Below are 22,636 nucleotides of genomic sequence, written 5' to 3'. Positions count from 1 at the left end.
CATCACCTATGACATGCTGTGTGTGCTCGCGTCCCTGTGCGGTTCCCGGAAAACAGCCGGCTGAACCGCAACACAATATGAATAATGCTTTCGCATGACTTTGTCTGCGAGCTGAGGCTTGCGGCGGTTATGGCGGAGGGGAAACACCCGGTCCCATCTCGAACCCGGAAGTTAAGCCCTCCAGCGCCGATGGTACTGCACGGGAGACTGTGTGGGAGAGTAGGACACCGCCGCAATACACTTGGGAAAGGCCCCGAACTTCGGTTCGGGGCCTTTTCGCATTTCCGGGGAATGGCGGAAAGCGGTGGACTCCCTTCCGCGTCGAAGGGAGCTCACCGCGTCGGCGTGAGAGGGCCTACAGCAGGCTCAGGCAGTGCTGGAGGTGCTCTTCGAGGAGTTCCACCCGGGGCGCCGGCAAGGGCGCGGCGGGGTTCTCGGGGAGGAGGTCGACCACGCAGCGGACGTCCCAGTACGGGTGGTGGTCGTAGTTGCCGCGGACCTGTTCGAAGGCCGCGGAGAAGGCGTCGGCGGCCTCCGGGCCGTAGCGGGCGACGAGGTTCCAGCGCATGTGCGCGACGTCGACGCCGATCGGGCCGTAGGACGCCTTGTCCCAGTCGACGACCCCCTGGAGGCGGCCGTTGGCCCACAGGGAGTTGTCGGGGTGGTAGTCGCGGTGGATGAAGTGGGGGACGAAGTCGGGCGGGGGCTCGGAGACGATCTCCTGCGCCTTGTCCCACAGGCCCGGGTTGCGGGAGTGCAGTGGCGGCTGCCGGGTGAGGAGGCGGTTGTAGGGGGTGTAGGGCGGCATGGTGGTGGCGCCCCTGACGTCGTGGAGGGTGACGAGGGCGGCGGCGAGCTGGATGAGGTACTCGGAGAGGTCCTCGGGCAGCGGCCGCGGCGGGTGGCCGGGCAGCCGGGTGATGAGCAGCGCCGGGGCGTCACAGCGCCCGCCTGACGGGTCCGCGGCGATGAGCTGGGGGGTGGGGATCTCGCACGCGGCGAGGAGCAGCAGCGCGGCGATCTCGCGTTCCGGCGGGTATTCGGGGTCCCAGTCGGTCCAGCGGCGCAGGACGAGGCGGTGGAGGCTGCCGGAGCGGGTCTCGACGAGCAGCGTGTGGTTGGTGCGGCTCGTTCCGCCGGTGAGCGGGCGCTGGAGCCGCACGGTGCTGCCGGCGCCGAGGCACTCGCACACCCAGCGCAGGGTGGCCGCACTGGGCGGTTTGCCCAGGGGCAGGGCCCTGACGGCGCGGGCTGCGGTGTCGGTGGTGCTCACGGGGTCCATGTAAACGGATTCCGAAGGTGGAGAGGAGTGATTTTGCGGAAGCTGAACGTAGTACTCGCGGGATCGCGCACGTGGCCTTACGGAGGGGCGTCGGAACGCTCCCTCCGTAAGGCCACGGGCGTCAGGCGCGCTTACTCTTTCCCGTCCCTGCGGGGCCGGAGCAGCGCTTCGGCGAGGGCGAGCATGGTCTCCTCAAGGGTGACGAGCCGTTTCAGCACGTCCTCGTGGACGGCGCCGACGCGGTTGCCGACCTCGGCCTGGACGCCTTCGACGCGTTTGCTGATCTCGGTCTGCATGCTCTCCGAGCGCTTGGCGACCTCCTCGTGCACCGCCTCGGTCCGTTTGGTGACCTCGTCGTGGACGGCGTCGGAGCGCTTGACGACCTCCTCGAAGACGCCTTCGACGCGTTTGGCGACGTCGAGGTGGATGTCCTCGAAGCGCTTGGAGATGTCCTCGCGGACGTGCTCGAACTTGCGGGACACGTCGTCCTGCGCGCCTTCGAGCCGCCGCTTGACGTCGTCCTGGACGTCCCGTCCGGTCTCCTCGAGCCGCTTGCTGAGGCCGCTGTACGCGCTTTCCACGATCTTGGACACGGTGTCCTCGATCTCGCCGCGGTCGGGCCGGCTGCGCAGCTCCACGATGAGCGGGTCGGTGACGGTGCTGACCTGCCTTTCCAGCTCGTCGAACCGCTCGCTGTAGTCCAGGTGCGGGCGCTGCGACAGTTCGGCGAGCTTGCGGTGGATCTCGTTGATCTCCAGCGCGGCGGGAAGCTGGCTGAGCCGCTCGCCGAGCGCGTCGAAGCGGCTGTCGAAGCCGTTGATCTTGCCGGTGAGGCCTTCGAGCCTGCCGTCGAGGCCCTCCAGCCGTCCGCCGAGGCCTTCGACGCGGCTGCCGAGGGAGTCCAGGCCCTGGTCGACCCGTTCGGCCATGTCGGACAGCGACTGCTCGACCCGGGCGGTGATGCCCGTGACGGTGTGCTCCAGCTTCTCCGACCGGTGGCCCAGCTCCGCGAGGGATTTGTCGAGCCGGTTGAACCGGACGGAGGCGGCCTCCATCGCGCCCTGGAGCTTGTCGAGGCGCTTGGTCATGTCCTCCATGCGCTGGGACGCCGCGGCGGTGGCGTCCGCGATGTGCTGCGCGGAGTCCATGACGTTCTGGAGCCGGGTGAGGCTCTCGTCGACGTTCTCGGCGACGACGCCGACGTCGGCCCACAGCGCCGGGAGTTCGCTGACGGGTTTGATCCGCTCGCCGACGGCTTCGAGGTGCTCGCCCAGGCCTTCGGCCCAGCCGGGCGCCTTGCCCGTCAGCTCCTCGACCTGGCCGCGAACGCCGTCGAGCTGGCCGGTGAGGCTGGTGAGTTCGCGTTCCCGGACTTCGCGCAGCAGCCACTCCATGCCTTCGAGCCGCTGCCGGATCTCGTCCAGGACCTGGCCCTGTGACCGTGATTCGTACACATGGTCTTGCGCCGCCCGGGCGAGCAACTCCCGCATCCGGTCCGAGACCGGTTGACCCCCCGTCTGCAGGAAGTTGTGATTCGTTTCCAACGCATGCCCCTTCTCACGCCCGTGCCCCCTGAATACCCCGAAGGACTCGTGCATTGATGTGAAGTGCTCACTTTAGTCCTTGATCACAAAGCGATCAGACGGCGCGGGAATGCGCCGGAGAGCACTGATCAAGAGGGAGATCATCCGCTTCGCGAGATTGGCCTGATCTCTTGGTTTCGGGCCGTTGTTGTGCCTGTTCGGAGGGCCGGTCGGCCGTCGTTTCAGGGGGGTGTGGCAGGTAATGGGGGAGGGGTGGTCGAACGGCTCCGCGGGCCGGAACGGGGAATTCTTCACCGGCCCGGGAAAAGTGATTCCATTTATCCGCCGAATTGTTTGCCTGATCCTGAACCGCAGTTTCAGGCGCGCCCGCAGATGAGCGCGACGGGTGCGTCGCCGATTCGGGTCAGCACGACCGTTCCGGGGCGGGATCCGGTGGTGCGCAGGTCGCGCCGGAGCCGGTCGAGATCGGCGGCGAAGCCCCGCTTCTTCAGGGTGAGCGCGCCCACGTCGTGGGCGCGCAGCGCGGCCTTGAGGCGCTTGACGGAGAAGGGGAGGACCTCGCGGATCTCGTAGGCGGCGGTGTAGGGGGTGGCGACGAGGGCGTCGGAGGTGATGTAGGCGATGCGGGGGTCGGCCAGGCCGCCGTCGACGAGCGCGGCGGCCTCCCCGACGAGGTGCGCGCGAATGACGGCCCCGTCGGGCTCGTACAGGTAGCGGCCCCAGGGGCGGACGGGCGGGACGGTCGTCCTCGGGTCGGGCTCGAGGCTGTGGACCTCTCCGCCGCGCAGGAGGGTCGCCTTGCGGACCGGGCTTCCCTCGGCAAGGGCGCCGAGCCACAGGGCGGCCTCCTTGACATCGCCGTCTTCGGAGATCCACTCGGTGGCGGCGTCTTCCGGGATGGCTTCGTACGGGATTCCGGGGGCCACCTTGACGCACGCGCCGGGGGCCTTCATGGCGAGGGCGAGGAGGTCGTCCAGGGGCGGCTCGTAGGACTTGGGGTCGAAGACGCGTCCGCGCGCGGTGCGCCGCCCCGGATCGGCGAAGACCTCGGTGTAGCCCGAGATGTCCTGGTCGAGGGCGTCTCCCCGCCGGACTGACGCGATGCCGGAGACCCCGAAGGCGTCCAGGTTGGCGCGGGCCACGGCGACCGTCAGCGGGTCGAGGTCGACCCCGGTGCCGGGCACGCCGGCGCGGGCGCGGAAAGCCAGGTCGGCGCCTATCCCGCAGCACAGCTCCAGCACCGGCCCGGTGAAGCGGCCGGCCCGGTAGGCGGCGACGGCCGAGCGGGTGGACTGCTCAAGGCCGTGCTGGGTGAAGTACATGCGGGCCGCGTCGGGCCCGAACTTGGCCGCCGCCCGCGCCCGCAGCCGCACCTGGGTCAGCGCCGCGCCGACGAGTTCGGCAGGGTGATCGCCGCGCAGCCGGGACGCCGACGAGAGCAGCGCGCCCTCCGAGGTGTCGGCGGCCATCGCCCGGGCAAGAACCTCCTGCCCGGACGGGGTGAGCAAGGCCTCGAAGGCGTCGATCTCCATCCCTCCACGGTAGAGCCGCTCCCATTACAGAGCGTCCGGTTGACTGTCGTACAGGCACGGAATAATGTCACTGACTGGCACTCTCCCACCGAGAGTGCCAGAGCGACGAGCCCGGTCTGGCACCCGCGACGACAGGCCGGTCGAGGTCGCCTCCTAAGCACACACGCACACTTCACATCCGAAGGGGAGGTTCGACGTGTCGACCGCCACCAAGGTTGTCCTCAAGCCGCTCGAGGACCGCATCGTGGTCCAGCCGCTCGAGGCCGAGACCACCACTGCCTCCGGTCTGGTCATTCCGGACACCGCCAAGGAGAAGCCCCAGGAAGGCACCGTTCTGGCCGTCGGGCCGGGCCGTGTCGACGACAAGGGCGCCCGCGTCCCGCTGGACGTCGCCGTGGGCGACGTCGTCCTGTACTCCAAGTACGGCGGCACCGAGGTCAAGTACAACGGCGAGGAGTACCTCGTCCTGTCCGCCCGCGACGTGCTGGCGATCATCGACAAGTAAGGGCCACGAGGCTCGAAAGAGCCCCGCGGCCGGCCCGGGTCCGCGAACGACCCGCGTGCCGGCCCGGTGAGAAGGCTCACGCACACCGCCCCGGCGGCCCCACCCGGGCGGCCGGGGCGGTGTGCTTCGGACAGGCAGACTGAGGGAAACAGCGAACATGGCCAAGATCCTGGAGTTCGACGAGGGCGCCCGGCGTGCCCTCGAGCGCGGCGTGAACGCCCTCGCCGACGCGGTGAAGGTGACGATCGGCCCCCGCGGCCGCAACGTCGTCATCGACAAGAAGTTCGGCGCGCCGACCATCACCAACGACGGCGTGACCATCGCCCGCGAGGTCGAGCTGGACAACCCGTACGAGAACCTGGGCGCCCAGCTCGTCAAGGAAGTCGCCACCAAGACCAACGACGTCGCCGGTGACGGCACCACGACGGCGACCGTCCTGGCGCAGGCGCTGGTCCGCGAGGGCCTGCGCAACGTGGCCGCCGGGGCCTCCCCGCTGAGCCTCAAGCGCGGCATCGACATCGCCGCCAAGCACATCTCCGACCTGCTGCTGAAGTCGGCCACCGAGGTCGACGACAAGAAGGCGATCGCGCACGTCGGCACGATCTCCGCGCAGGACGCCAAGATCGGCGAGCTGATCGCCGAGGCGTTCGACAAGGTCGGCAAGGACGGTGTCATCACCGTCGAAGAGGCCCACACCTTCGGCCTGGAGCTGGAGTTCACCGAGGGCCTCCAGTTCGACAAGGGCTACCTGTCGCCGCACATGGTGACCGACCCCGAGCGCATGGAGGCGATCCTCGAGGACGCCTACGTGCTCGTCGTCGAAGGCAAGATCTCCAGCGTCAACGAGTTCCTGCCGCTGGCCGAGAAGGTCGCGCAGAGCAAGAAGCCGCTGCTGGTCATCGCCGAGGACGTCGAGGGCGAGGCGCTGGCCCTGCTCGTCGCCAACAAGATCCGCGGCACGTTCCTGTCCGTCGCGGTGAAGGCCCCCGGCTTCGGCGACCGCCGCAAGGCCATGCTGGGCGACATCGCCACCCTGACCGGCGGCCAGGTCGTGTCCGAGGCCATCGGCCTCAAGCTCGACACCGTCGGCCTCGAGGTGCTCGGCCAGGCCCGGCGCATCACCGTCACCAAGGACGGCACCACGATCGTCGACGGCCTTGGCGACGCGCAGGACATCTCCGACCGCATCCGCCAGATCAAGGTCGAGATCGAGAACAGCGACTCCGACTGGGACCGCGAGAAGCTCCAGGAGCGCCTCGCCAAGCTCGCGGGCGGCGTGTGCGTGCTGCGCGTCGGCGCGGCCACCGAGGTGGAGCTCAAGGAGAAGAAGCACCGCCTTGAGGACGCGATCTCCGCGACCCGCGCCGCGATCGAGGAGGGCATCGTCTCCGGCGGTGGCTCCGCGCTCGCCCACGTGGCCAAGGACGGCTTCGACTCCCTCGGCCTGACCGGCGACGAGGCGACGGGCGCCGAGGCGCTCCGCCGCTCCCTCGTCGAGCCGGCCCGCTGGATCGCCGAGAACGCCGGCCAGGAAGGCTACGTCGTCGTCTCCAAGATCCAGGAGCTGCCGGCCGGCCACGGCTACAACGCCGCGACGGGCGAGTACGGCGACCTGAAGGCCGCGGGCGTCATCGACCCCGTCAAGGTCACCCGCTCCGCCGTCACCAACGCCGCGTCCATCGCCGGCATGCTCCTCACCACCGAGGCGCTCGTCGTCGAGAAGCCCGAGGAAGAGTCCCCCGCCGCCGCGGGCACCGGCCACGGCCACGGCCACGGCCACTAGCTTTATGGCCGAAAGGCCGACCCGCGAGCCCCAGGGCGAGCGGGTCGGCCTTTCGGCTGTTCGGGCCCTTGAGAGCCCGGGGGCCGCCCCTCCGGCCCTTGGGGGCCCACGGGGCAGCCCCAGGAGCGCCCTCACGCGGGCTGAGCCCGGCCGACAGCGCACCTGGAACATCCGTGGGGCGTGGGCTGAGACCGGTCGGGGGAGCCGCTCGGGCGGGACACTGTGGGTGGAAGGCCTCTGAATTGTTGTTCGCGCCCGCGAGGTGGAACGGGGGGTTCGAAGGCGTTCCCGGGCCGATTGCCTGAGGGCATTGGGAAGGTGTTGTGGGGGGTTCTGGGTTTTGTGGTGGGGTTTGGGGGTGGCGTCTCTCACTGTGACCATTTCGTGGCCGTTCTCTGTGAAGACTTGAACCTTTGTGGTGGGCATAGTGCTCTCGTGACGGAGGCTGCGATCGTCGGGACCGATCATCGGCTGGAGCCGGGGCCGTCCCGTACCGGGGAAGGCGAACTCGATCTGCGGGAACTCGCCACTCTCGCGGTGCAGGGGGATCCGCTGGCCACCGAGGTGCTGATCGGGCAGGTGCGCCCGCTGGTGGTGCGGTACTGCAGGGCCAGGCTGGGGAGGGTGTCGGGGCAGTATCACGCGGCGGACGACGTCGCTCAGGAAGTGTGCATCGCGGTGCTCTCCGCGCTGCCGCGCTACCGCGACATGGGACGGCCGTTCGTGTCGTTCGTGTTCGGCATCGCCGCGCACAAGATCGCCGACGCGCTGCGGGTCGCGCTGCGCACCGCGGTGCCGACCGAGGACCTCCCGGACGGGCCCGACGACGGCCCCGGCCCGGAAGAGACCGTGGTGCGGTACCTGGAGGCGGCGCAGGCGCGCGAGATGCTCGGCAGGCTGCCCGCCCAGCAGCGGGAACTGGTTCTGCTGAGGGTGGTCCGGGGCCTTTCGGCCGAGGAGACCGGCACGGTCCTGGGCATGACGGCCGGCGCCGTCAGGGTCGCGCAGCACCGTGCGCTCGCCCGGCTGCGCGCCATGGCCGTGGCGATGGAGGCCCTGGAGGAACCCCGGCAGACGGCCTAGGAGCAGCAGACGGCTAGGTGAGGGCTAGCCCTTGCCCTCTTCGCTGTCGATCACGCCGTCGACGTAGCCGCGGGCGTACTCCCAGGTGACGTAGTCGACGGGATCGGGGTCGAGAGCGGGCTCGTGGACGCGGGGCTGGCCTTCCTCGAGGAGCTGCTTCAGGTTTCCCCGCAGCAGGTCCCAGTCGATGTAGTGGGTGCGGCCGCAGTCCTCGCAGTCGACGGTGAGACCGCGCACACCGAGCGGCTCAAGGAGTGTGCGGAAGACCTCAAGGTCGGCGAGGTCGGCGAGTACGTCGTCGCGCTCCGTCGAACTCAGCGGAGCGATCTCTTCGAGCTCGCCGAGGGCGGCGGCCGGGTCTTCCGGGTCGCCGGCGAACGGGTCGAGCGGAGTCTCGTCGTGCACAGTCCCAAACTACTGCGCGGGCGGGGATGCCGGGAAGTCGCAGGTCCCGCGGGGTGTTACCCATACGATGGGTAATCAAAAGCCGCCAACCCCGCAGGAAAGGCCGATCATGAACCCCGCACAGGACAGCGCCGTCTTTTCCCCCGGGGGGAAGTTTGCTCCCGTGGGGCTGACCTTCGACGACGTGCTCCTGCTCCCCGGCTTCTCCGACATGCAACCGGGTGACGCCGACACCACGACCAGGCTTTCCAAGGGCATCGCCCTCAAGATCCCCCTGCTGTCGGCCGCGATGGACACCGTCACCGAGGAGCGGATGGCCATCGCGATGGCCCGCCAGGGCGGCATCGGCGTGCTGCACCGCAACATGTCGGTGGAGGAACAGGCCCAGTACGTCGACACCGTGAAGCGGTCCGAGGCGGGCATGATCACCAACCCGGTCACCTGTACCCCCTTCGCCACCCTCGCCGACGTCGAGGAGCTGTGCGCGCGCTACCGGATCTCCGGTGTCCCGGTCACCGACGAGCGGGGCATCCTGCTGGGCATCGTGACCAACCGCGACATGCGGTTCGAGACCGACATGTCCCGCCCGGTGTCCGAGGTCATGACCGCCATGCCGCTGGTCACCGCGCCGGAGCACGTCGGACGCGAGGAGGCCTTCGCGCTCCTGGCCCAGAACAAGATCGAGAAGCTGCCGCTGATCGACGGGGAGGGCCGCCTGCGGGGCCTCATCACCGTCAAGGACTTCACCAAGACCGAGCGCTACCCCAACGCCACCAAGGACGAGGCGGGCCGGCTCGTCGTCGCGGCGGCCGTCGGCGTCGGCGAGGAGTCGATCAAGCGGGCGCAGGCGCTCATCGACGCGGGCGTCGACGCGGTCATCGTGGACACCGCGCACGGGCACTCCAAGGGCGTGCTCGACACCATCGCCAAGATCAAGGCGAACTCCCGGGTCCAGGTCATCGGCGGCAACGTGGCCACCTACGCGGGCGCCAAGGCGCTGGTCGACGCGGGCGCGGACGCCGTCAAGGTGGGGGTCGGGCCGGGCTCCATCTGCACCACGCGCGTGGTCGCGGGCGTCGGCGTGCCGCAGATCACGGCGATCCACGAGGCCGCGCGGGCGTGCACCCCGGCCGGGGTCCCGGTGATCGGCGACGGCGGCCTCCAGTACTCCGGCGACATCGGCAAGGCGATCGCCGCGGGCGCGTCCACGGTGATGCTCGGCTCGCTGCTCGCGGGCGTCGACGAGTCCCCCGGCGACCTGGTCTTCGTGCACGGCAAGCAGTACAAGATGTACCGCGGCATGGGCTCGCTCGGCGCGATGCGCAACCGGGAGCGCGGCAAGTCCTACTCCAAGGACCGCTACGCCCAGGGCGACGTGTCCGCCGAGGACAAGCTGATCCCCGAGGGCATCGAGGGCCAGGTGCCCTACCGCGGCCCGCTCTCCGCGGTCTCCCACCAGCTCGTCGGCGGCCTGCACCAGGCCATGTGGTACACCGGCAGCCGCACGATCGGCGAGCTGCAGGAGGGCGGCCGGCTCATGCAGATCACGTCGGCGGGCCTCAAGGAGAGTCACCCGCACGACATCCAGATGACCGTCGAAGCCCCGAACTACCAGGGTCGATAGACTCACCGGGTTCGACTTGATGGCCCTCTGAGGGGTTGCAACCAGAATATGAAGGGCTAGATGGTGGCTGCTGAGGTGGAGATCGGGCGCGGCAAGAGCGGGCGCCGGGCTTACGGCTTCGACGAGATCGGCATCGTCCCGTCCCGTCGGACGCGCGACCCCGAGGAGGTCGGCGTCGCCTGGCAGATCGACGCCTACCGGTTCGAGATCCCGCTGCTGGTCGCGCCGATGGACTCCGTCGTCAGCCCCGCGACCGCGATCGCGATCGGCAGGTTCGGCGGCGTGGGCGTGCTCGACCTGGAGGGTCTGTGGACCCGGTATGAGAACCCCGACCCGCTGCTCGCGGAGATCGCCTCACTGGACGAGGCGCGGGCCACCCGCCGGCTCCAGGAGGTCTACAGCGCGCCGATCAAGGAGGAGCTGATCGGGCAGCGGATCGCCGAGATCCGTGACGCGGGCGTCACCGTGGCGGCGTCGCTGTCTCCGCAGCGCACGGCGAAGCTGTCGAAGGCCGTGGTGGACGCGGGCGTCGACCTCTTCGTCATCCGCGGCACGACGGTCTCGGCCGAGCACGTGTCCGGCAGGGCCGAGCCGCTGAACCTCAAGCAGTTCATCTACGAGCTCGACGTGCCCGTCATCGTCGGCGGCTGCGCGACCTACCAGGCGGCGCTGCACCTGATGCGCACCGGCGCGGCGGGCGTCCTCGTCGGCTTCGGCGGCGGTTCGGCGCACACCACGCGCGGCGTGCTGGGCGTGGCGGTGCCGATGGCCACGGCGGTCGCGGACGTCGCGGCGGCCCGCAAGGACTACCTCGACGAGTCCGGCGGCCGGTACGTGCACGTCATCGCCGACGGCGGCATGCGCTCCTCCGGCGACATCGCCAAGGCCGTCGCGTGCGGCGCGGACGCGGTCATGGTCGGCTCGCCGATCGCCCGCGCCACCGAGGCGCCCGGCCGCGGCTACCACTGGGGCAGCGAGGCCCACCACAGCGACGTGCCGCGCGGCACCCGCCTGGACCTCGGCACGATCGGGACGCTGGAGCAGATCCTGTTCGGCCCGTCGCACGTCGCGGACGGCTCGATGAACCTCATCGGGGCGCTCAAGCGGGCGATGGCCACCTCCGGCTACACCGAGGTGAAGGACTTCCAGCGGGTCCAGGTCGTGGTCACCCCCCAGTAACGGCACGTCTCGCGTGCCAAGAGCCCCTCTCACCCTGTGTTCGGGCGCCCTCAGGCCCGGCTCGGGCGCCCCCAGGCGCCCGAGCCGGGCCTGAGGTTCTTAAGCGCCCGAACACCGGAGCGACGAAGGCGTGACAACAGATCAGAGTGGTCTGTTACCGGTGAGTAATTCTTGGGGCCGGGTGCTGTCGGCGAGGTTGCGGCGGCCCGTAGCGTGGGAACGGACAACGCGAAGCCGAGGGGCGGGGGAGTCGTCATGGGCGGTCTGGGCGCGTCGAAGATGGGACCCGGGGAGCGCGAGCACGCCCTGGGCCGGATGGCGGCCGAGGAGTTCGACGTCGTGGTGGTCGGCGGCGGGATCGTCGGCGCGGGCGTGGCGCTCGACGCGGTCACCCGCGGGCTCAAGGTGGCGCTCGTGGAGGCGCGGGACTTCGCTTCCGGGACGTCGTCGCGGTCCTCCAAGCTGATCCACGGCGGGCTGCGGTACCTGGAGCAGTACAACTTCGACCTCGTGCGCGAGGCGCTCACCGAGCGGGGCCTCCTGCTCCAGCGGATCGCGCCGCACCTCGTCCGCCCGGTGCCGTTCCTGTTCCCGATGACGCACCACGTGTGGGAGCGGGCCTACGTCGGGGCGGGGGTGGCGCTGTACGACGCGCTGTCCTTCTCGATGGGCGCCACCCGGGGCGTCCCGGCGCACCGGCACCTGAGCCGCAGGCAGGCGCAGCGGGTCGCACCCTCGCTGAAGCGGTCGTCGTTCACCGGCGCCGTCCAGTACTGGGACGCTCAGGTCGACGACGCCCGGTACGTGATGATGGTCCTGCGCACGGCCGCGGGGTACGGCGCGCAGATCGCCTCCCGGACCCAGTGCGTGGGGTTCCTGCGGGAGGGCGAGCGGGTCACCGGGGTGCGGGTGCGGGACCTGGAGTCGGGCGACAAGCTGGAGGTCCGCGCCAAGCAGGTGGTGAACGCCACAGGGGTGTGGACCGACGACATCCAGGATCTGGTCGGCGGACGCGGCCAGATCCACGTCCGGGCGTCGAAGGGCATCCACCTCGTGGTGCCGCGCGACCGGATCCACAGCGCGTCGGGGATCATCCTGCGCACGGAGAAGTCGGTGCTGTTCGTCATCCCGTGGGGGCGGCACTGGATCATCGGCACGACGGACACCACGTGGGCGCTCGACAAGGCCCACCCGGCGGCGTCGAAGGCCGACATCGACTACCTGCTCGACCACGTCAACGCCTTCCTGACGGTCCCGCTCACCCATGACGACGTCGAGGGCGTCTACGCGGGGCTCAGGCCGCTCCTTTCCGGCGAGTCCGACGAGACGTCGAAGCTGTCGCGCGAGCATGTCGTCGCCCATCCCGTCCCCGGCCTGGTGATGATCGCGGGAGGCAAGTACACGACCTACCGGGTGATGGCCAAGGACGCCGTGGACGCCGTCGTGCACGGCCTCGACGGCAGGATCGCGGCCTCCTGCACGGACAGGGTCACCCTCGTGGGCGGGGCGGGCTTCCAGGCACTGTGGAACTCCCGGTACCGGCTGGCGACCACCTCGGGGCTGCACGTGGCGCGGATCGAGCACCTGCTGCGCCGCTACGGCACCCTCATCGACGACCTCCTCGCGCTGATCGCCGACCGGCCCGACCTCGGCAGGCCGCTCACCGGGGCCGACGACTACCTGCGCGCCGAGGTCGTCTACGCCGCCTCGCACGAGGGCGCCCGGCACCTCAACGACATCCTGTCGCGGCGCACCCGGATCTCGTTCGAGACCTGGGACCGGGGCCTCGGGGCGGCCGAAGAGACCGCGGAGCTCGTCGCGCCCGTGCTCGGCTGGACGCCCGAGCAGTCCGGCCGGGAGATCGAGTACTACCGGACGGGCATCGAGGCGGAGCGGGCCTCCCAGTCGTCCGAGGACGACCAGGAGGCCGACGCCCTGCTCCGGGGCGCGCCGGAGATCGTGCCCACCGCGGCGGGCTAGGAGATCCCCACGATGGGCAGGCGGTAGGCGGCCGGGGCGCTCGCAGGGACCAGCGGGTTCTTCGGCGCGATGGGCGTGAGCCGCCTGTACGGGGCGGCGAGGTCGGGCCGGATGTCGGCCTCGCCCTTGTTCGGCCACAGCGACATGGCCCGCTCGGCCTGCGCGGTGATCGTCAGCGACGGGTTGACGCCCAGGTTGGCCGAGATCGTGGAGCCGTCCACGATGTGCAGGCCGGGGTGGCCGTAGACGCGGTGGTAGGGGTCGATGACGCCCGTCTCGGGGGAGTCGCCGATGACGCAGCCGCCGATGAAGTGGGCGGTGAGCGGGATGTCGAACAGGTCGCCCCAGTTGCCGCCGGGCAGGCCGCCGGTCTCCTCGGCCATCAGCCGCACCGCCTCGTGGCCGACGGGGATCCAGGTCGGGTTCGGCTCGCCGTGGCCGGGCTCGGCCCGCACGCCCCAGCCGAACAGGCCCCTGCGGCCCTTCACGGTGATGGAGTTGTCGCTGGTCTGCATGACCAGGGCGATGACGGTCCGCTCCGACCAGTGCCGCAGGTTGAACAGCCGGACGAGGTCCCACGGCCTGCGGGCCACCTCGCCGAGGAACTTCAGCCACCGGGGCGCGCCGCCGCCGTCGATGAGCAGGGACCTGACCATGCCCATGAGGTTCGAGCCGTGCCCGTACCTGACGGGTTCGATGTGGGTCCGCTCGTCCGGGTGGAAGGACGAGGTGATGGCGACGCCCTTGGAGAAGTCCTCGCCTTCGTGCTGGTAGCGCTCCGCGCCGAGGATGGCCTCGGAGTTGGTGCGGGTGAGGACGCCGAGCCGGTCGGAGATCTCCGGCAGGGACGACGCCTTGAGCCTGTGCAGGAGCTTCTGGGTGCCGTACGTCCCCGCGGCGAACACGACCTGCCGGGCCGTCAGCGTCTTCCGGTTTCGCAAGGGGGTGCCGGTGCGCGTGATCTCGACGGCGTAGCCGCCTTCGACCGGGCGCACGTCCGTCACCCGGGAGAGCGGCATGATGCGGGCGCCGCCCTTCTCGGCGAGGTACAGGTAGTTCTCCGTGAGCATGTTCTTCGCGCCGTGCCGGCACCCGGACATGCACTCGCCGCACTGGGTGCAGCCGACGCGCTCGGGTCCTTCGCCGCCGAAGTACGGGTCGGCCTCACGGGAGCCGCCGTGCTTGCCGAAGAACACGCCGACGGGGGTGAGCCGGAAGGTGTCGCCCTTGCCCATCTTGTCGGCGACCTTCTTCATCACCTTGTCGGCGGGCGTCATCGCCGGGTTCTGGACCACGCCGAGCATTCGCTGGGCCTGGTCGTAGAACGGGGCGAGCTCGTCCTGCCAGTCGGTGATGTGGCCCCACTGGGCGTCGTTGAAGAACGGCGCGGGCGGGACGTACAGGGTGTTGGCGTAGTTCAGCGACCCGCCGCCGACCCCGGCCCCGGCCAGCACGGTGACCATGCTGCCCTTGGTGCCGCGCACGAGGTGGATGCGCTGGATGCCGGTGAGCCCGAGCGGCGGCGCCCACACGTAGGAGCCGAGCCGCCAGGACGTCTTCGGCAGCGGCCTGTCCCCGGTGCCGTCGCCGCGCGTGTCGTAGCGGCGGCCCGCCTCGACCACGCCGACGCGGTAGCCCTTCTCGGTGAGCCGCAGGGCGGTGACGCTCCCCCCGAAGCCCGAGCCGATCACCAGAACGTCGTAGTCCGAGGATGAGCGGTTGTCCATGCGGGGGGCCTCTCTACTTCAGGTGGAACCGCTTGAGGGTCTTGATGGCGCCGGTGAGGAGGTCGGCGTACTTGGCGTAGGGGACGCCGGCGGGGGCGTCGAGCTCCATGAACTGCTGGGAGGCGACGGTCTGGGCCTCGGTGTACTTGAGCAGGCCCTCCGAACCGTGGCGGCGGCCGACGCCGGACTGCTTCATGCCGCCCATCGGCGCGTCGTGGGAGGCCATGGCGGCCCCGTAGCCCTCGTTGACGTTGACGGTCCCGGCCTGGAGGCGCGCGCCGACCCTGCGGCCCCGGGCGAGGTCGCGGGTCCACACCGAGGCGTTCAGGCCGTAGGAGGTGTCGTTGGCGCGGGCGACCGCCTCGTCCTCGGTCGCGAACCGGTAGACGGCGACGACGGGCCCGAAGGTCTCGCCCGCGCAGAGGTCCATCTCGGTGGTGACGTCGGTGAGGATCGTCGGCTCGTAGAACAGCGGGCCGAGGTCGGGCCGCGCCTTGCCGCCCGCGACGACGGTCGCGCCGGCCTCGACGGCCTGGGCGACGTGCGCGGAGACGGTGTCGAGCTGCCGCCGGTGCGTGAGCGAGCCCATCTGGGCGTCGAAGTCGAGGGCGGAGCCGAGCTTCATGGCCTCGGTCTCGGCCTTGAACGCGGCGAGGAAGGCGTCGAAGACCTTCTCGTGCACCAGGAGCCGCTCGATGGAGATGCAGAGCTGCCCGGCGTTGGAGAAGCAGGCCCGGACGGCGCCGCGGGCGGCCCGCTGCAGGTCGGCGTCCTCCAGGACGATCATCGGGTTCTTGCCGCCGAGCTCCAGGGAGTAGCCGATGAGCCGGGGCGCGGCCTTCTCCGCGATCTGGCGGCCGGCCCGGGTGGAGCCGGTGAAGGCGATGTAGTCGGCGGAGCCGATGAGCGGGTCGCCGATCTCGGCGGGGTCGCCCGCGACGACCTGCCAGAGGTCCTTGGGCAGCCCGCACTCGATCATCAGGTTCACGCACCACAGCACGCTGAGCGCGGTCTGGGTGTCCGGCTTGTGCACGACGGCGTTGCCCGCGAGCAGGGCAGGGACGGTGTCGCCGACGCCCATGCTGATCGGGTAGTTCCAGGGGGTGATCATCCCGACGACGCCCTTGGGCTGGCGCAGCTCCCGGGTCTTCACCATGAGCGGGAAGGCGCCCTGGCGGCGCTTGGCGGCCAGCAGCTTCGGCGCCTTGCGCGCGTAGTACAGGGAGCCGAGGGCGACGTCGAGGAACTCCTCGAAGGCGTGCCGCCGCGCCTTGCCGGTCTCCCACTGGAGGATGTCGAGGATCTCGTCGCGCCGGGCGAGGAAGGCGTCGACGAAGCGGAGCACGGGCTTGGCCCGCTCGGCGGGGCTGAGGCCCGCCCAGGCGCGCTGGGCCGCGCGGGCCTTGGCGTAGGCGGTCTCCACGTCCTTGGCCGACGAGGTGGGGATCACCGCGAGGGGGTCGCCGGTGAAGGGCGCGTTGATGACGGTGCTGCCCCCGTCCGAGGTCACCAGAGCGGTGATCTTGGCGATGGCCGCGTCGGACAGGGGGCTCGGGGAAGCCGTCTGGGTTGCCATGGCCGTCAGCATATGACCGTGTGGCCAGCTTTGGATACCCGCAAGTAACTAACAATGCCCGAGCGGTCATGTGTGGTCAGATCACATGTTCCTGGCGCTTTGGATCGCTCCACATCAGTAAAGCCTGGAACGACCAAGGTCTCCCGGTGTATCTCGAAGGTGAGACTTCTGGGGAGGAGCGGCGATGACAGGTGCGGTGGGGCAGAAGGCGCGGAAGGGCCGGCCGGACCGGCGGGAGCAGACGCGCAAGGCACTGCTCGACGCGGCGCAGAGGCTGTTCGCCGAACGCGGCATCCACGGGGCCGCCCTCGACGACGTCGCCCACACCGCGGGCCTCACCAAGGGGGCCGTCTACTCCAACTTCTCGGGCAAGCCGGAACTCGTGCTCGCCCTCCTCGACCAGTGCGTCACCAGCGCGCCCCGGCTGCACGGCAGGTGGCTGGACGCCTCCGACGAGGACCGCCTGCTCGCCCAGCTCCTCGTGGAGTTCTGGCTCTACGGGATGCGCGACTGCGCGGCCGGCTGGCGGCTGGCGGAGTGGGCCGAGTCGCAGCGCCGGGAGATCGCCCGCAGGATCGCCCCCGCAGACGCCGAAGCCGGGTCCGGCGGAACCGGACCCGGCGAAGAGCACGAGGCGGAGGCCGCGCGCCGCGCGACCCTGGCCATGGCCATGGAGATGGGCCTGGCGCTCCAGCACCTGCTCGACCCCGACCGGGTGTCGGCCGAGGTCTACCGCAGCGGCATGGAGCTGGTGCTCGGGCCTACTCCCACTCGATAGTGCCCGGGGGCTTGCTGGTGACGTCCAGCACCACCCGGTTCACCTCGCGGACCTCGTTGGTGATCCGGGTGGAGATCCGCTCCAGCAGCTCGTACGGCAGCCGCGACCAGTCGGCGGTCATCGCGTCCTCGCTGCTGACCGGGCGGAGCACCACGGGGTGCCCGTAGGTGCGGCCGTCGCCCTGGACGCCGACCGAGCGGACGTCGGCCAGCAGCACGACCGGGAACTGCCACACGTCGCGGTCGAGCCCGGCGCGGGTCAGCTCCTCGCGGGCGATCGCGTCGGCCTCGCGCAGGAGGTCCAGCCGCTCGCGGGTGACCTCGCCGATGATCCGGATGCCCAGGCCGGGGCCGGGGAACGGCTGGCGCCAGACGATCTCGGCGGGCAGGCCGAGCTGCTCGCCCAGCGCCCGGACCTCGTCCTTGAACAGGGCGCGCAGCGGCTCGATCAGGCCGAACCGCAGATCGTCGGGCAGGCCGCCGACGTTGTGGTGGGACTTGATGTTGGCGGTGCCGGTGCCGCCGCCGGACTCCACGACGTCCGGGTAGAGCGTGCCCTGGACCAGGAACTCCACGTCGCCCTCGGCGGAGATCTCCCGGGCCGCGGCCTCGAAGACGCGGATGAACTCGCGTCCGATGATCTTGCGCTTCTCCTCGGGGTCGCTGACGCCCGCGAGCGCGGTGAGGAAGCGCTCCTCGGCGTCCACGACGCGCAGGTCGACGCCGGTGGAGGCGACGAAGTCCTTCTCCACCTGCTCGGACTCGCCCTTGCGCATCAGGCCGTGGTCGACGTAGACGCAGGTGAGCTTGTCGCCGATGGCGCGCTGCACCAGGGCCGCGGCGACCGCGGAGTCGACGCCGCCGGACAGGCCGCAGATCGCGCGCCTGTCGCCGACCTGCTTGCGGATCGCCTCGATCGACTCCTCGGCGATGTTGACCATCGTCCAGTTCGGCCGGACGCCCGCGAGTTCAAGGAAGCGCCGCATGACGGTCTGGCCGTGCTCGGTGTGCAGGACCTCGGGGTGGAACTGGACGCCGTAGAAGCCCGCCTCGGGGTTCTCGAACGCGGCGATCGGGGTGACCTCGGTGGAGGCGGTGACGATGAAGCCCTCGGGCGCCTGGGAGGCGTAGGTCCCGTGCGACATCCAGACCTTCTGCGCGGCGGGCAGCCCGGCGAGCAGGGCGCCGCCCTCGATGACGTCGAGGTCGGTGCGGCCGTACTCGGCCACGTCGGTGCGCTCGACGATGCCGCCCAGCGTCTGGGCCATCACCTGGAAGCCGTAGCAGATGCCGAAGACGGGCACGCCGGCCTCGAACAGGCCTTCCGGCGCGGCGGGCGCGCCAGGTTCGTACACCGAGGACGGGCCGCCGGACAGGATGATCGCCTTGGGCCGCTTCGCCAGCATCTCACTGACCGGCATGGTCGACGGGACGATCTCGCTGTAGACCTGGCATTCGCGGACGCGACGGGCGATCAGCTGCGCGTACTGCGCGCCGAAGTCGACGACGAGAACAGTGTCGAACGACTGTTCGGTGACGGACACGGAGAACCTTTCGCGCTGGTGAGGAGTCAACTCAGTCTAGTTGCCCCGCATGCTGGGTGAACGCCGAAGGCGGATGAGCAGGGTGCGGGCGACGGGACTGGTCGGGTTCGACCTATGTCGGTAATCACGGCATTGTGTCGGGCCTGTCTTGTAGATTTGCATCCCCCCTGATCCAACCCCCGATCTCGACCCCCCGAGGAGCCAAGTGAAGAGCGTAGGGAAGCTCGTCGTACTCGGCGTGACCGTCGCGGCGACCGCCTCCATCCCGCAGCTCGCGACCAGCACCGCGCTGGCCGCGCCCGCGCCCGTCGTCGCGGCCGCGGACTGCTATGGGGCGGACCTCGGCCACACCGAAGACGCGAGCGTCGCCCGAGTCGTCAACGGCTCGAAGGTCGTGGAGCCGGAGAGCCACGTCGACCCCAAGGTCGAGGCCGCGATCCAGTTCGAGCTGACGAAGCAGAACCTGCTGACCCGGTCGGCCAACGGCCGCGCCGAGACCAAGTGGATCCACATCCCCGTCTACTTCCACGTGATCCACAACGGGAAGCAGGGCAAGATCTCGAAGAAGACGATCAACAAGCAGATCGACGTCCTGGACAACGCCTACAAGGGCGGCGAGGGCGGTCAGAGCCTGAAGGTCAACTTCTTCCTGAAGAAGATCGACTACACCAACAAGAAGGCCTGGTTCAAGAACGCGTACGCGAACCAGAAGGCCATGAAGAAGAAGCTGCACAAGGGCGGCAAGGCCTCCCTGAACCTCTACAGCGCGGACCTCGGCGACCAGCTCCTCGGCTGGGCGACGTTCCCGTGGGAGGCCAAGAAGTCGCCGAAGCTCGACGGCACCGTCGTGCACTTCAAGTCGCTGCCGGGCGGCGCGTTCGAGGGCTACAACCTCGGCGACACCGCGGTGCACGAGGTCGGCCACTGGATGGGCCTCTACCACACCTTCGGCCGCAATTACCCCGACCAGGACGGCTGCGTGGCCGGCGACCGCGTGGCCGACACGCCCGACCAGGGCGTGCCCACCGGCGGCTGCCCGGCTGACGACGCCATCCCGGACACCTGCCCGGCCGAGGGCCTCGACCCGATCCACAACTACATGGACTACGGCAACGACGGCTGCATGACCGAGTTCACCGCGGGCCAGAACGACCGCGTCCGCGCCCTGTGGACGAAGTACCGCGCCGCCAAGAAGAAGAACTAGCGTCCGCCGCGGCCGCTTCCAGCCGCCGCGGATGACGGAAACGCCCGGGCCCCCTTGAGGGGACCCGGGCGTTCGCGTCTGTGGGGCGCGCTGTCAGGAGGCGCGGTGCTTGGCGGTGGGCGCGCCGTTGCCGCGGCGGCCGCGGAAGCGGATGACGACGTAGACGGCGACGGCGATGACCGCGATCACCAGGACGACCTTGGACAGGACGCCGACGTAGGTCTCGACGATGTGCCACTGGTCGCCGAGCCAGTAGCCCGCGAGGACCAGGATCGAGTTCCAGATGAGGCTGCCGCAGGCCGTCAGCAGCAGGAACACCGGCATCGGCATCTTCTCGACGCCCGCCGGGACGGAGATCAGGCTCCGGAAGATCGGGACCATCCTGCCGAAGAAGACCGCCTTGGTGCCGTGCTTGGCGAACCAGGCCTCGGTCTTCTCCAGGTCCGAGACCTTGACGAGCGGCATCCGCTCCCAGATCCAGTACATGCGCTCGCGGCCGATGACCCGGCCGATCCAGTAGAGCACCGCCGCGCCGACGACCGCGCCGAGCGTGGTCCAGAACAGGGCCCCGACGAGGGAGAGCTTGCCCTGGCCCGCGGTGAACCCGGTGAGCGGCAGGATCACCTCGCTGGGCAGCGGCGGGAAGAGGTTCTCCAGGGCGATGAGGAGGCCCGCGCCGGGACCGCCCAGGGTCTGGATGAGGTCGGTGGCCCAGCCCGCGATGCCGTCCGCCGGGGCGTCCGTCTGGGCGGCCTGAGCGGCGAGGATCGACAGGTGCATGCGCGGGACTCCTAGGGTTCGGGGGACCGTGTAACGGACCGGGCGGGCTGCCCGCCGCCCCGGTCATCCTTCCATGCTGGGAAGTGGGACTTCAGGACAACGTAAGGATCTTCGTCCGTTTCGCGTGGTTTGACCCACACGATAGTGGCCGAAGCGCGCCGGGCGTGCGGTTTCGCCGGTGTAGGCGGAGATGCGCGGGAGGTCGGCGGTGCCCGCCCTGGCACGGGGGATGTGCGCGAGCAGGGCGGTGCGGCGGATCCACAGGTCGGGGTCGCCGAGCGCGGCGAGGTCCGCGGTGATCCGCTCGGCGGTCTCCCGTATGGTCTCCATGTACGGGAGTCTCGCCCGCGCGGCGCCTTCCCGAACCTGTGCGGCTCCGACCTGCACACCCTGCACCACCCGGGGGCGGCGCCCGGCATGGTCCTCGGCCACGAGCCGGGCGGGCCTCACCGGGCACTGCGAGGGCCCCAACCCGGCGCGTCCGGGCGCCACCTACGGGATGGGCGAGGCGTTCGGCGGCTGGGCGGGCTTCCAGGCGGAGTACTCGCTCGTGCCCTACGCGGACTTCAACCTGTACGTCTTCCCCGACGCCGACCAGGCGCGGGAGCGGCTGCTCGACGTCGCGATGATCGGCGACATCCTGCCGACGGGCTACCACGCCGCCCGCTCGGCAGGGGTCGGGCCGGGCTCGACCGTCTACGTCGCGGGGGCGGGGCCCGTCGGGCTCGCCTCGGCGGCGGCCTGCCGGCTGCTCGGCGCGGCGGCCGTCGTCGTGCCCGGCGGGTACCCGGCGGGCGCGAGCATGCGTGCTCGTCCCCTGAAGCATCGGAACGGCGGACGGCACCGGGATCGATGAGGCTCCCGGCGCCGTCCGCCGTTTCGCGTCACCGGACGCGCGAAGGGCCCCGCCGCACGCGTGCGGCGGGGCCCTTCGAAGGCCGGTCGGACAGAGAACCGGTCAGACCGCCGTCAGGGCGGACTCCGACTCCAGCACGGCGGCCGTGGCGTTCACCACGGCGGCGATGCGGAGCGCCTCCTGGATGAGCTCACGGGACAGGCCGCCGTCGCGCAGCACCTTCTCGTGGGACTCCAGGCAGCGGCCGCAGCCGTTGATCGCCGAGACCGCCAGGCACCACAGCTCGAAGTCGACCTTGTCGACGCCCGGCTTGGCGATGATGCTCATGCGCAGCTTCGCCGGGAGGGTCGCGTAGGTCTCGTCACCGATGAGGTGCGTGGCCCGGTAGTAGATGTTGTTCATCGCCATGATCGCGGCGGCGCCCTTGGCCGCCTCGAACGCCTCGGCGGTGAGGTAGTCGCCCGCCTCGGCCGAGACCGCGGCGATGACGCGCGCGCTCTTGGTGGCCAGGGCGCAGGACAGGACCGTGCCCCACAGCTGCTGCTCCGACAGCTGGGACGTGGTCGTCACCGAACCCAGGTTGAGCTTGATGTCCTTGGCGTACGCCGGGAGGGCGGACTTCAGGTCGTCGATGCCCATGCTCAGGCGCCCGCGAGCAGCTTGCCGGCGTCAAGGGTGTTCTCGCCCTTGTTCCAGTTGCAGGGGCACAGCTCGTCCGACTGGAGGGCGTCGAGGACCCGCAGGACCTCCTTGACGTTCCGGCCGACGGAGCCCGCGGTCACCATGACGAACTGGATCTCGCCCTCGGGGTCCACGAGGAAGGTGGCGCGCTGCGCGACGCCGTCCTTGGTGAGGATGCCCAGCTCGGAGGCGAGCTCGCGGTTCAGGTCCGACAGCATCGGGAAGGGCAGGTCGGTCAGGTCGGGGTGGTTCTTGCGCCAGTTGTAGTGCACGAACTCGTTGTCGACGGACGCGCCGAGGATCTGGGCGTCGCGGTCGGCGAACTCCTCGTTGAGACGGCCGAACTCGGCGATCTCGGTCGGACAGACGAAGGTGAAGTCCTTCGGCCAGAAGAACACCACGCGCCACTTGCCCTCGTAGGACTTCTCGGTGATGGTCTCGAAGGCGTTGTCCGCGTCGAGGGAGACGCAGGCCGTCAGAGAGTAGGCCGGGAACTGGTCGCCAATGCTGAGCATGGGCCCTCCAAGGTGGAATGGGGTCGGTGACGGCCTCCAGCTTCCCGCAGGTATCGTCA

General features: G+C 70.2%; 20 protein-coding genes and 1 rRNA gene. 10 read left to right on the top strand and 11 right to left on the bottom strand.

What is annotated here, in order from left to right:
* Nucleotides 1–119: 119 nt before the first annotated feature.
* Nucleotides 120–236 (top strand): 5S ribosomal RNA (gene rrf / locus ACYVOM_RS27080).
* Nucleotides 237–355: 119 nt separating this feature from the next.
* On the opposite strand, the gene ACYVOM_RS27075 is transcribed toward rrf, so the two are convergent.
* The 3 genes from ACYVOM_RS27075 to ACYVOM_RS27065 all read right to left on the bottom strand — a co-directional run bounded on the left by ACYVOM_RS27075 (nt 356) and on the right by ACYVOM_RS27065 (nt 4,358).
* Nucleotides 356–1,282, bottom strand: a complete 927-nt coding sequence (locus ACYVOM_RS27075; protein ID WP_460306330.1) for an aminoglycoside phosphotransferase family protein — start codon at nt 1,280–1,282, stop codon at nt 356–358.
* Between the two features lie 131 nt (nt 1,283–1,413).
* Nucleotides 1,414–2,736, bottom strand: coding sequence for an apolipoprotein A1/A4/E domain-containing protein (locus ACYVOM_RS27070; protein ID WP_460306329.1), 1,323 nt, complete (start codon nt 2,734–2,736; stop codon nt 1,414–1,416).
* Between the two features lie 446 nt (nt 2,737–3,182).
* Complete coding sequence (locus ACYVOM_RS27065) at nt 3,183–4,358, bottom strand: class I SAM-dependent methyltransferase (protein ID WP_460306328.1); 1,176 nt, start codon at nt 4,356–4,358, stop codon at nt 3,183–3,185.
* 196 nt (nt 4,359–4,554) lie between these two features.
* Here ACYVOM_RS27065 and groES point away from each other — a divergent pair, with 196 nt between their 5' ends.
* The 3 genes from groES (at nt 4,555) to shbA (ending at nt 7,729) form a co-directional block, all read left to right on the top strand.
* Nucleotides 4,555–4,863, top strand: a complete 309-nt coding sequence (gene groES / locus ACYVOM_RS27060; protein ID WP_123669197.1) for a co-chaperone GroES — start codon at nt 4,555–4,557, stop codon at nt 4,861–4,863.
* 157 nt (nt 4,864–5,020) lie between these two features.
* On the top strand, nt 5,021–6,646 hold the full coding sequence (groL, locus tag ACYVOM_RS27055; protein ID WP_460306327.1) for a chaperonin GroEL: 1,626 nt from the start codon (nt 5,021–5,023) through the stop codon (nt 6,644–6,646).
* Between the two features lie 471 nt (nt 6,647–7,117).
* Entirely contained in the window at nt 7,118–7,729 is a 612-nt protein-coding gene (shbA, locus tag ACYVOM_RS27050) for an RNA polymerase sigma factor ShbA (protein WP_460306334.1), read from the top strand.
* A gap of 24 nt (nt 7,730–7,753) precedes the next feature.
* On the opposite strand, the gene ACYVOM_RS27045 is transcribed toward shbA, so the two are convergent.
* Entirely contained in the window at nt 7,754–8,134 is a 381-nt protein-coding gene (locus ACYVOM_RS27045; protein ID WP_460306326.1) for a DUF5319 domain-containing protein, read from the bottom strand.
* Between the two features lie 109 nt (nt 8,135–8,243).
* Between ACYVOM_RS27045 and guaB the strand changes: the two genes are divergently transcribed.
* The 3 genes from guaB (at nt 8,244) to glpD (ending at nt 12,917) form a co-directional block, all read left to right on the top strand.
* Nucleotides 8,244–9,758 carry an IMP dehydrogenase gene (guaB, locus tag ACYVOM_RS27040; protein WP_460306325.1) on the top strand — a complete coding sequence of 505 codons (1,515 nt, stop codon included), beginning with the start codon at nt 8,244–8,246 and terminating at the stop codon, nt 9,756–9,758.
* Between the two features lie 60 nt (nt 9,759–9,818).
* Nucleotides 9,819–10,937 (top strand): GuaB3 family IMP dehydrogenase-related protein, encoded by a 1,119-nt coding sequence (locus ACYVOM_RS27035; protein WP_460306324.1) that lies wholly within the window; start codon nt 9,819–9,821, stop codon nt 10,935–10,937.
* Between the two features lie 255 nt (nt 10,938–11,192).
* Nucleotides 11,193–12,917, top strand: coding sequence for a glycerol-3-phosphate dehydrogenase (glpD, locus tag ACYVOM_RS27030; protein WP_460306323.1), 1,725 nt, complete (start codon nt 11,193–11,195; stop codon nt 12,915–12,917).
* Here the strand turns inward: glpD and ACYVOM_RS27025 are convergent.
* Nucleotides 12,914–14,644, bottom strand: a complete 1,731-nt coding sequence (locus tag ACYVOM_RS27025; RefSeq protein WP_460306322.1) for a GMC oxidoreductase — start codon at nt 14,642–14,644, stop codon at nt 12,914–12,916. The genes glpD and ACYVOM_RS27025 overlap by 4 nt on opposite strands.
* 13 nt (nt 14,645–14,657) lie before the next feature.
* Nucleotides 14,658–16,220: a succinic semialdehyde dehydrogenase gene (locus ACYVOM_RS27020; protein WP_460306321.1), complete on the bottom strand. Its 1,563-nt coding sequence runs from the start codon at nt 16,218–16,220 to the stop codon at nt 14,658–14,660.
* A 184-nt stretch (nt 16,221–16,404) separates the two neighbouring features.
* Here ACYVOM_RS27020 and ACYVOM_RS27015 point away from each other — a divergent pair, with 184 nt between their 5' ends.
* A complete protein-coding gene (locus ACYVOM_RS27015; protein WP_460306320.1) occupies nt 16,405–16,998 on the top strand; it encodes a TetR/AcrR family transcriptional regulator in 594 nt (197 codons plus the stop codon).
* On the opposite strand, the gene guaA is transcribed toward ACYVOM_RS27015, so the two are convergent.
* On the bottom strand, nt 16,982–18,541 hold the full coding sequence (gene guaA, locus ACYVOM_RS27010) for a glutamine-hydrolyzing GMP synthase (RefSeq protein WP_460306319.1): 1,560 nt from the start codon (nt 18,539–18,541) through the stop codon (nt 16,982–16,984). The two genes, ACYVOM_RS27015 and guaA, sit on opposite strands and share 17 nt — an antisense overlap.
* Nucleotides 18,542–18,746: 205 nt before the next feature.
* On the opposite strand from guaA, the gene ACYVOM_RS27005 reads away from it, so the two are divergent.
* A complete protein-coding gene (locus tag ACYVOM_RS27005; RefSeq protein WP_460306318.1) occupies nt 18,747–19,745 on the top strand; it encodes a zinc metalloprotease in 999 nt (332 codons plus the stop codon).
* A gap of 93 nt (nt 19,746–19,838) precedes the next feature.
* On the opposite strand, the gene ACYVOM_RS27000 is transcribed toward ACYVOM_RS27005, so the two are convergent.
* Both ACYVOM_RS27000 and ACYVOM_RS26995 read right to left on the bottom strand, forming a co-directional pair.
* Nucleotides 19,839–20,525, bottom strand: a complete 687-nt coding sequence (locus tag ACYVOM_RS27000; protein ID WP_460306317.1) for a DedA family protein — start codon at nt 20,523–20,525, stop codon at nt 19,839–19,841.
* A 63-nt stretch (nt 20,526–20,588) separates the two neighbouring features.
* Complete coding sequence (locus ACYVOM_RS26995) at nt 20,589–20,855, bottom strand: hypothetical protein (protein ID WP_460306316.1); 267 nt, start codon at nt 20,853–20,855, stop codon at nt 20,589–20,591.
* On the opposite strand from ACYVOM_RS26995, the gene ACYVOM_RS26990 reads away from it, so the two are divergent.
* The gene (locus ACYVOM_RS26990; RefSeq protein WP_460306315.1) at nt 20,854–21,381 is read left to right on the top strand and encodes a hypothetical protein; all 528 of its coding nucleotides are present in this window, start codon (nt 20,854–20,856) and stop codon (nt 21,379–21,381) included. The two genes, ACYVOM_RS26995 and ACYVOM_RS26990, sit on opposite strands and share 2 nt — an antisense overlap.
* 102 nt (nt 21,382–21,483) lie before the next feature.
* Here the strand turns inward: ACYVOM_RS26990 and ACYVOM_RS26985 are convergent, their stop codons facing one another.
* Both ACYVOM_RS26985 and ACYVOM_RS26980 read right to left on the bottom strand, forming a co-directional pair.
* Nucleotides 21,484–22,020 carry a carboxymuconolactone decarboxylase family protein gene (locus tag ACYVOM_RS26985; RefSeq protein ID WP_460306314.1) on the bottom strand — a complete coding sequence of 179 codons (537 nt, stop codon included), beginning with the start codon at nt 22,018–22,020 and terminating at the stop codon, nt 21,484–21,486.
* Nucleotides 22,021–22,022: 2 nt separating this feature from the next.
* Nucleotides 22,023–22,577, bottom strand: a complete 555-nt coding sequence (locus tag ACYVOM_RS26980; protein ID WP_460306313.1) for a peroxiredoxin — start codon at nt 22,575–22,577, stop codon at nt 22,023–22,025.
* Nucleotides 22,578–22,636: the final 59 nt, after the last annotated feature.

This window comes from Actinocorallia aurea (genome assembly GCF_054783995.1).
This window is presented reverse-complemented; position numbering and strand designations above follow the sequence as displayed.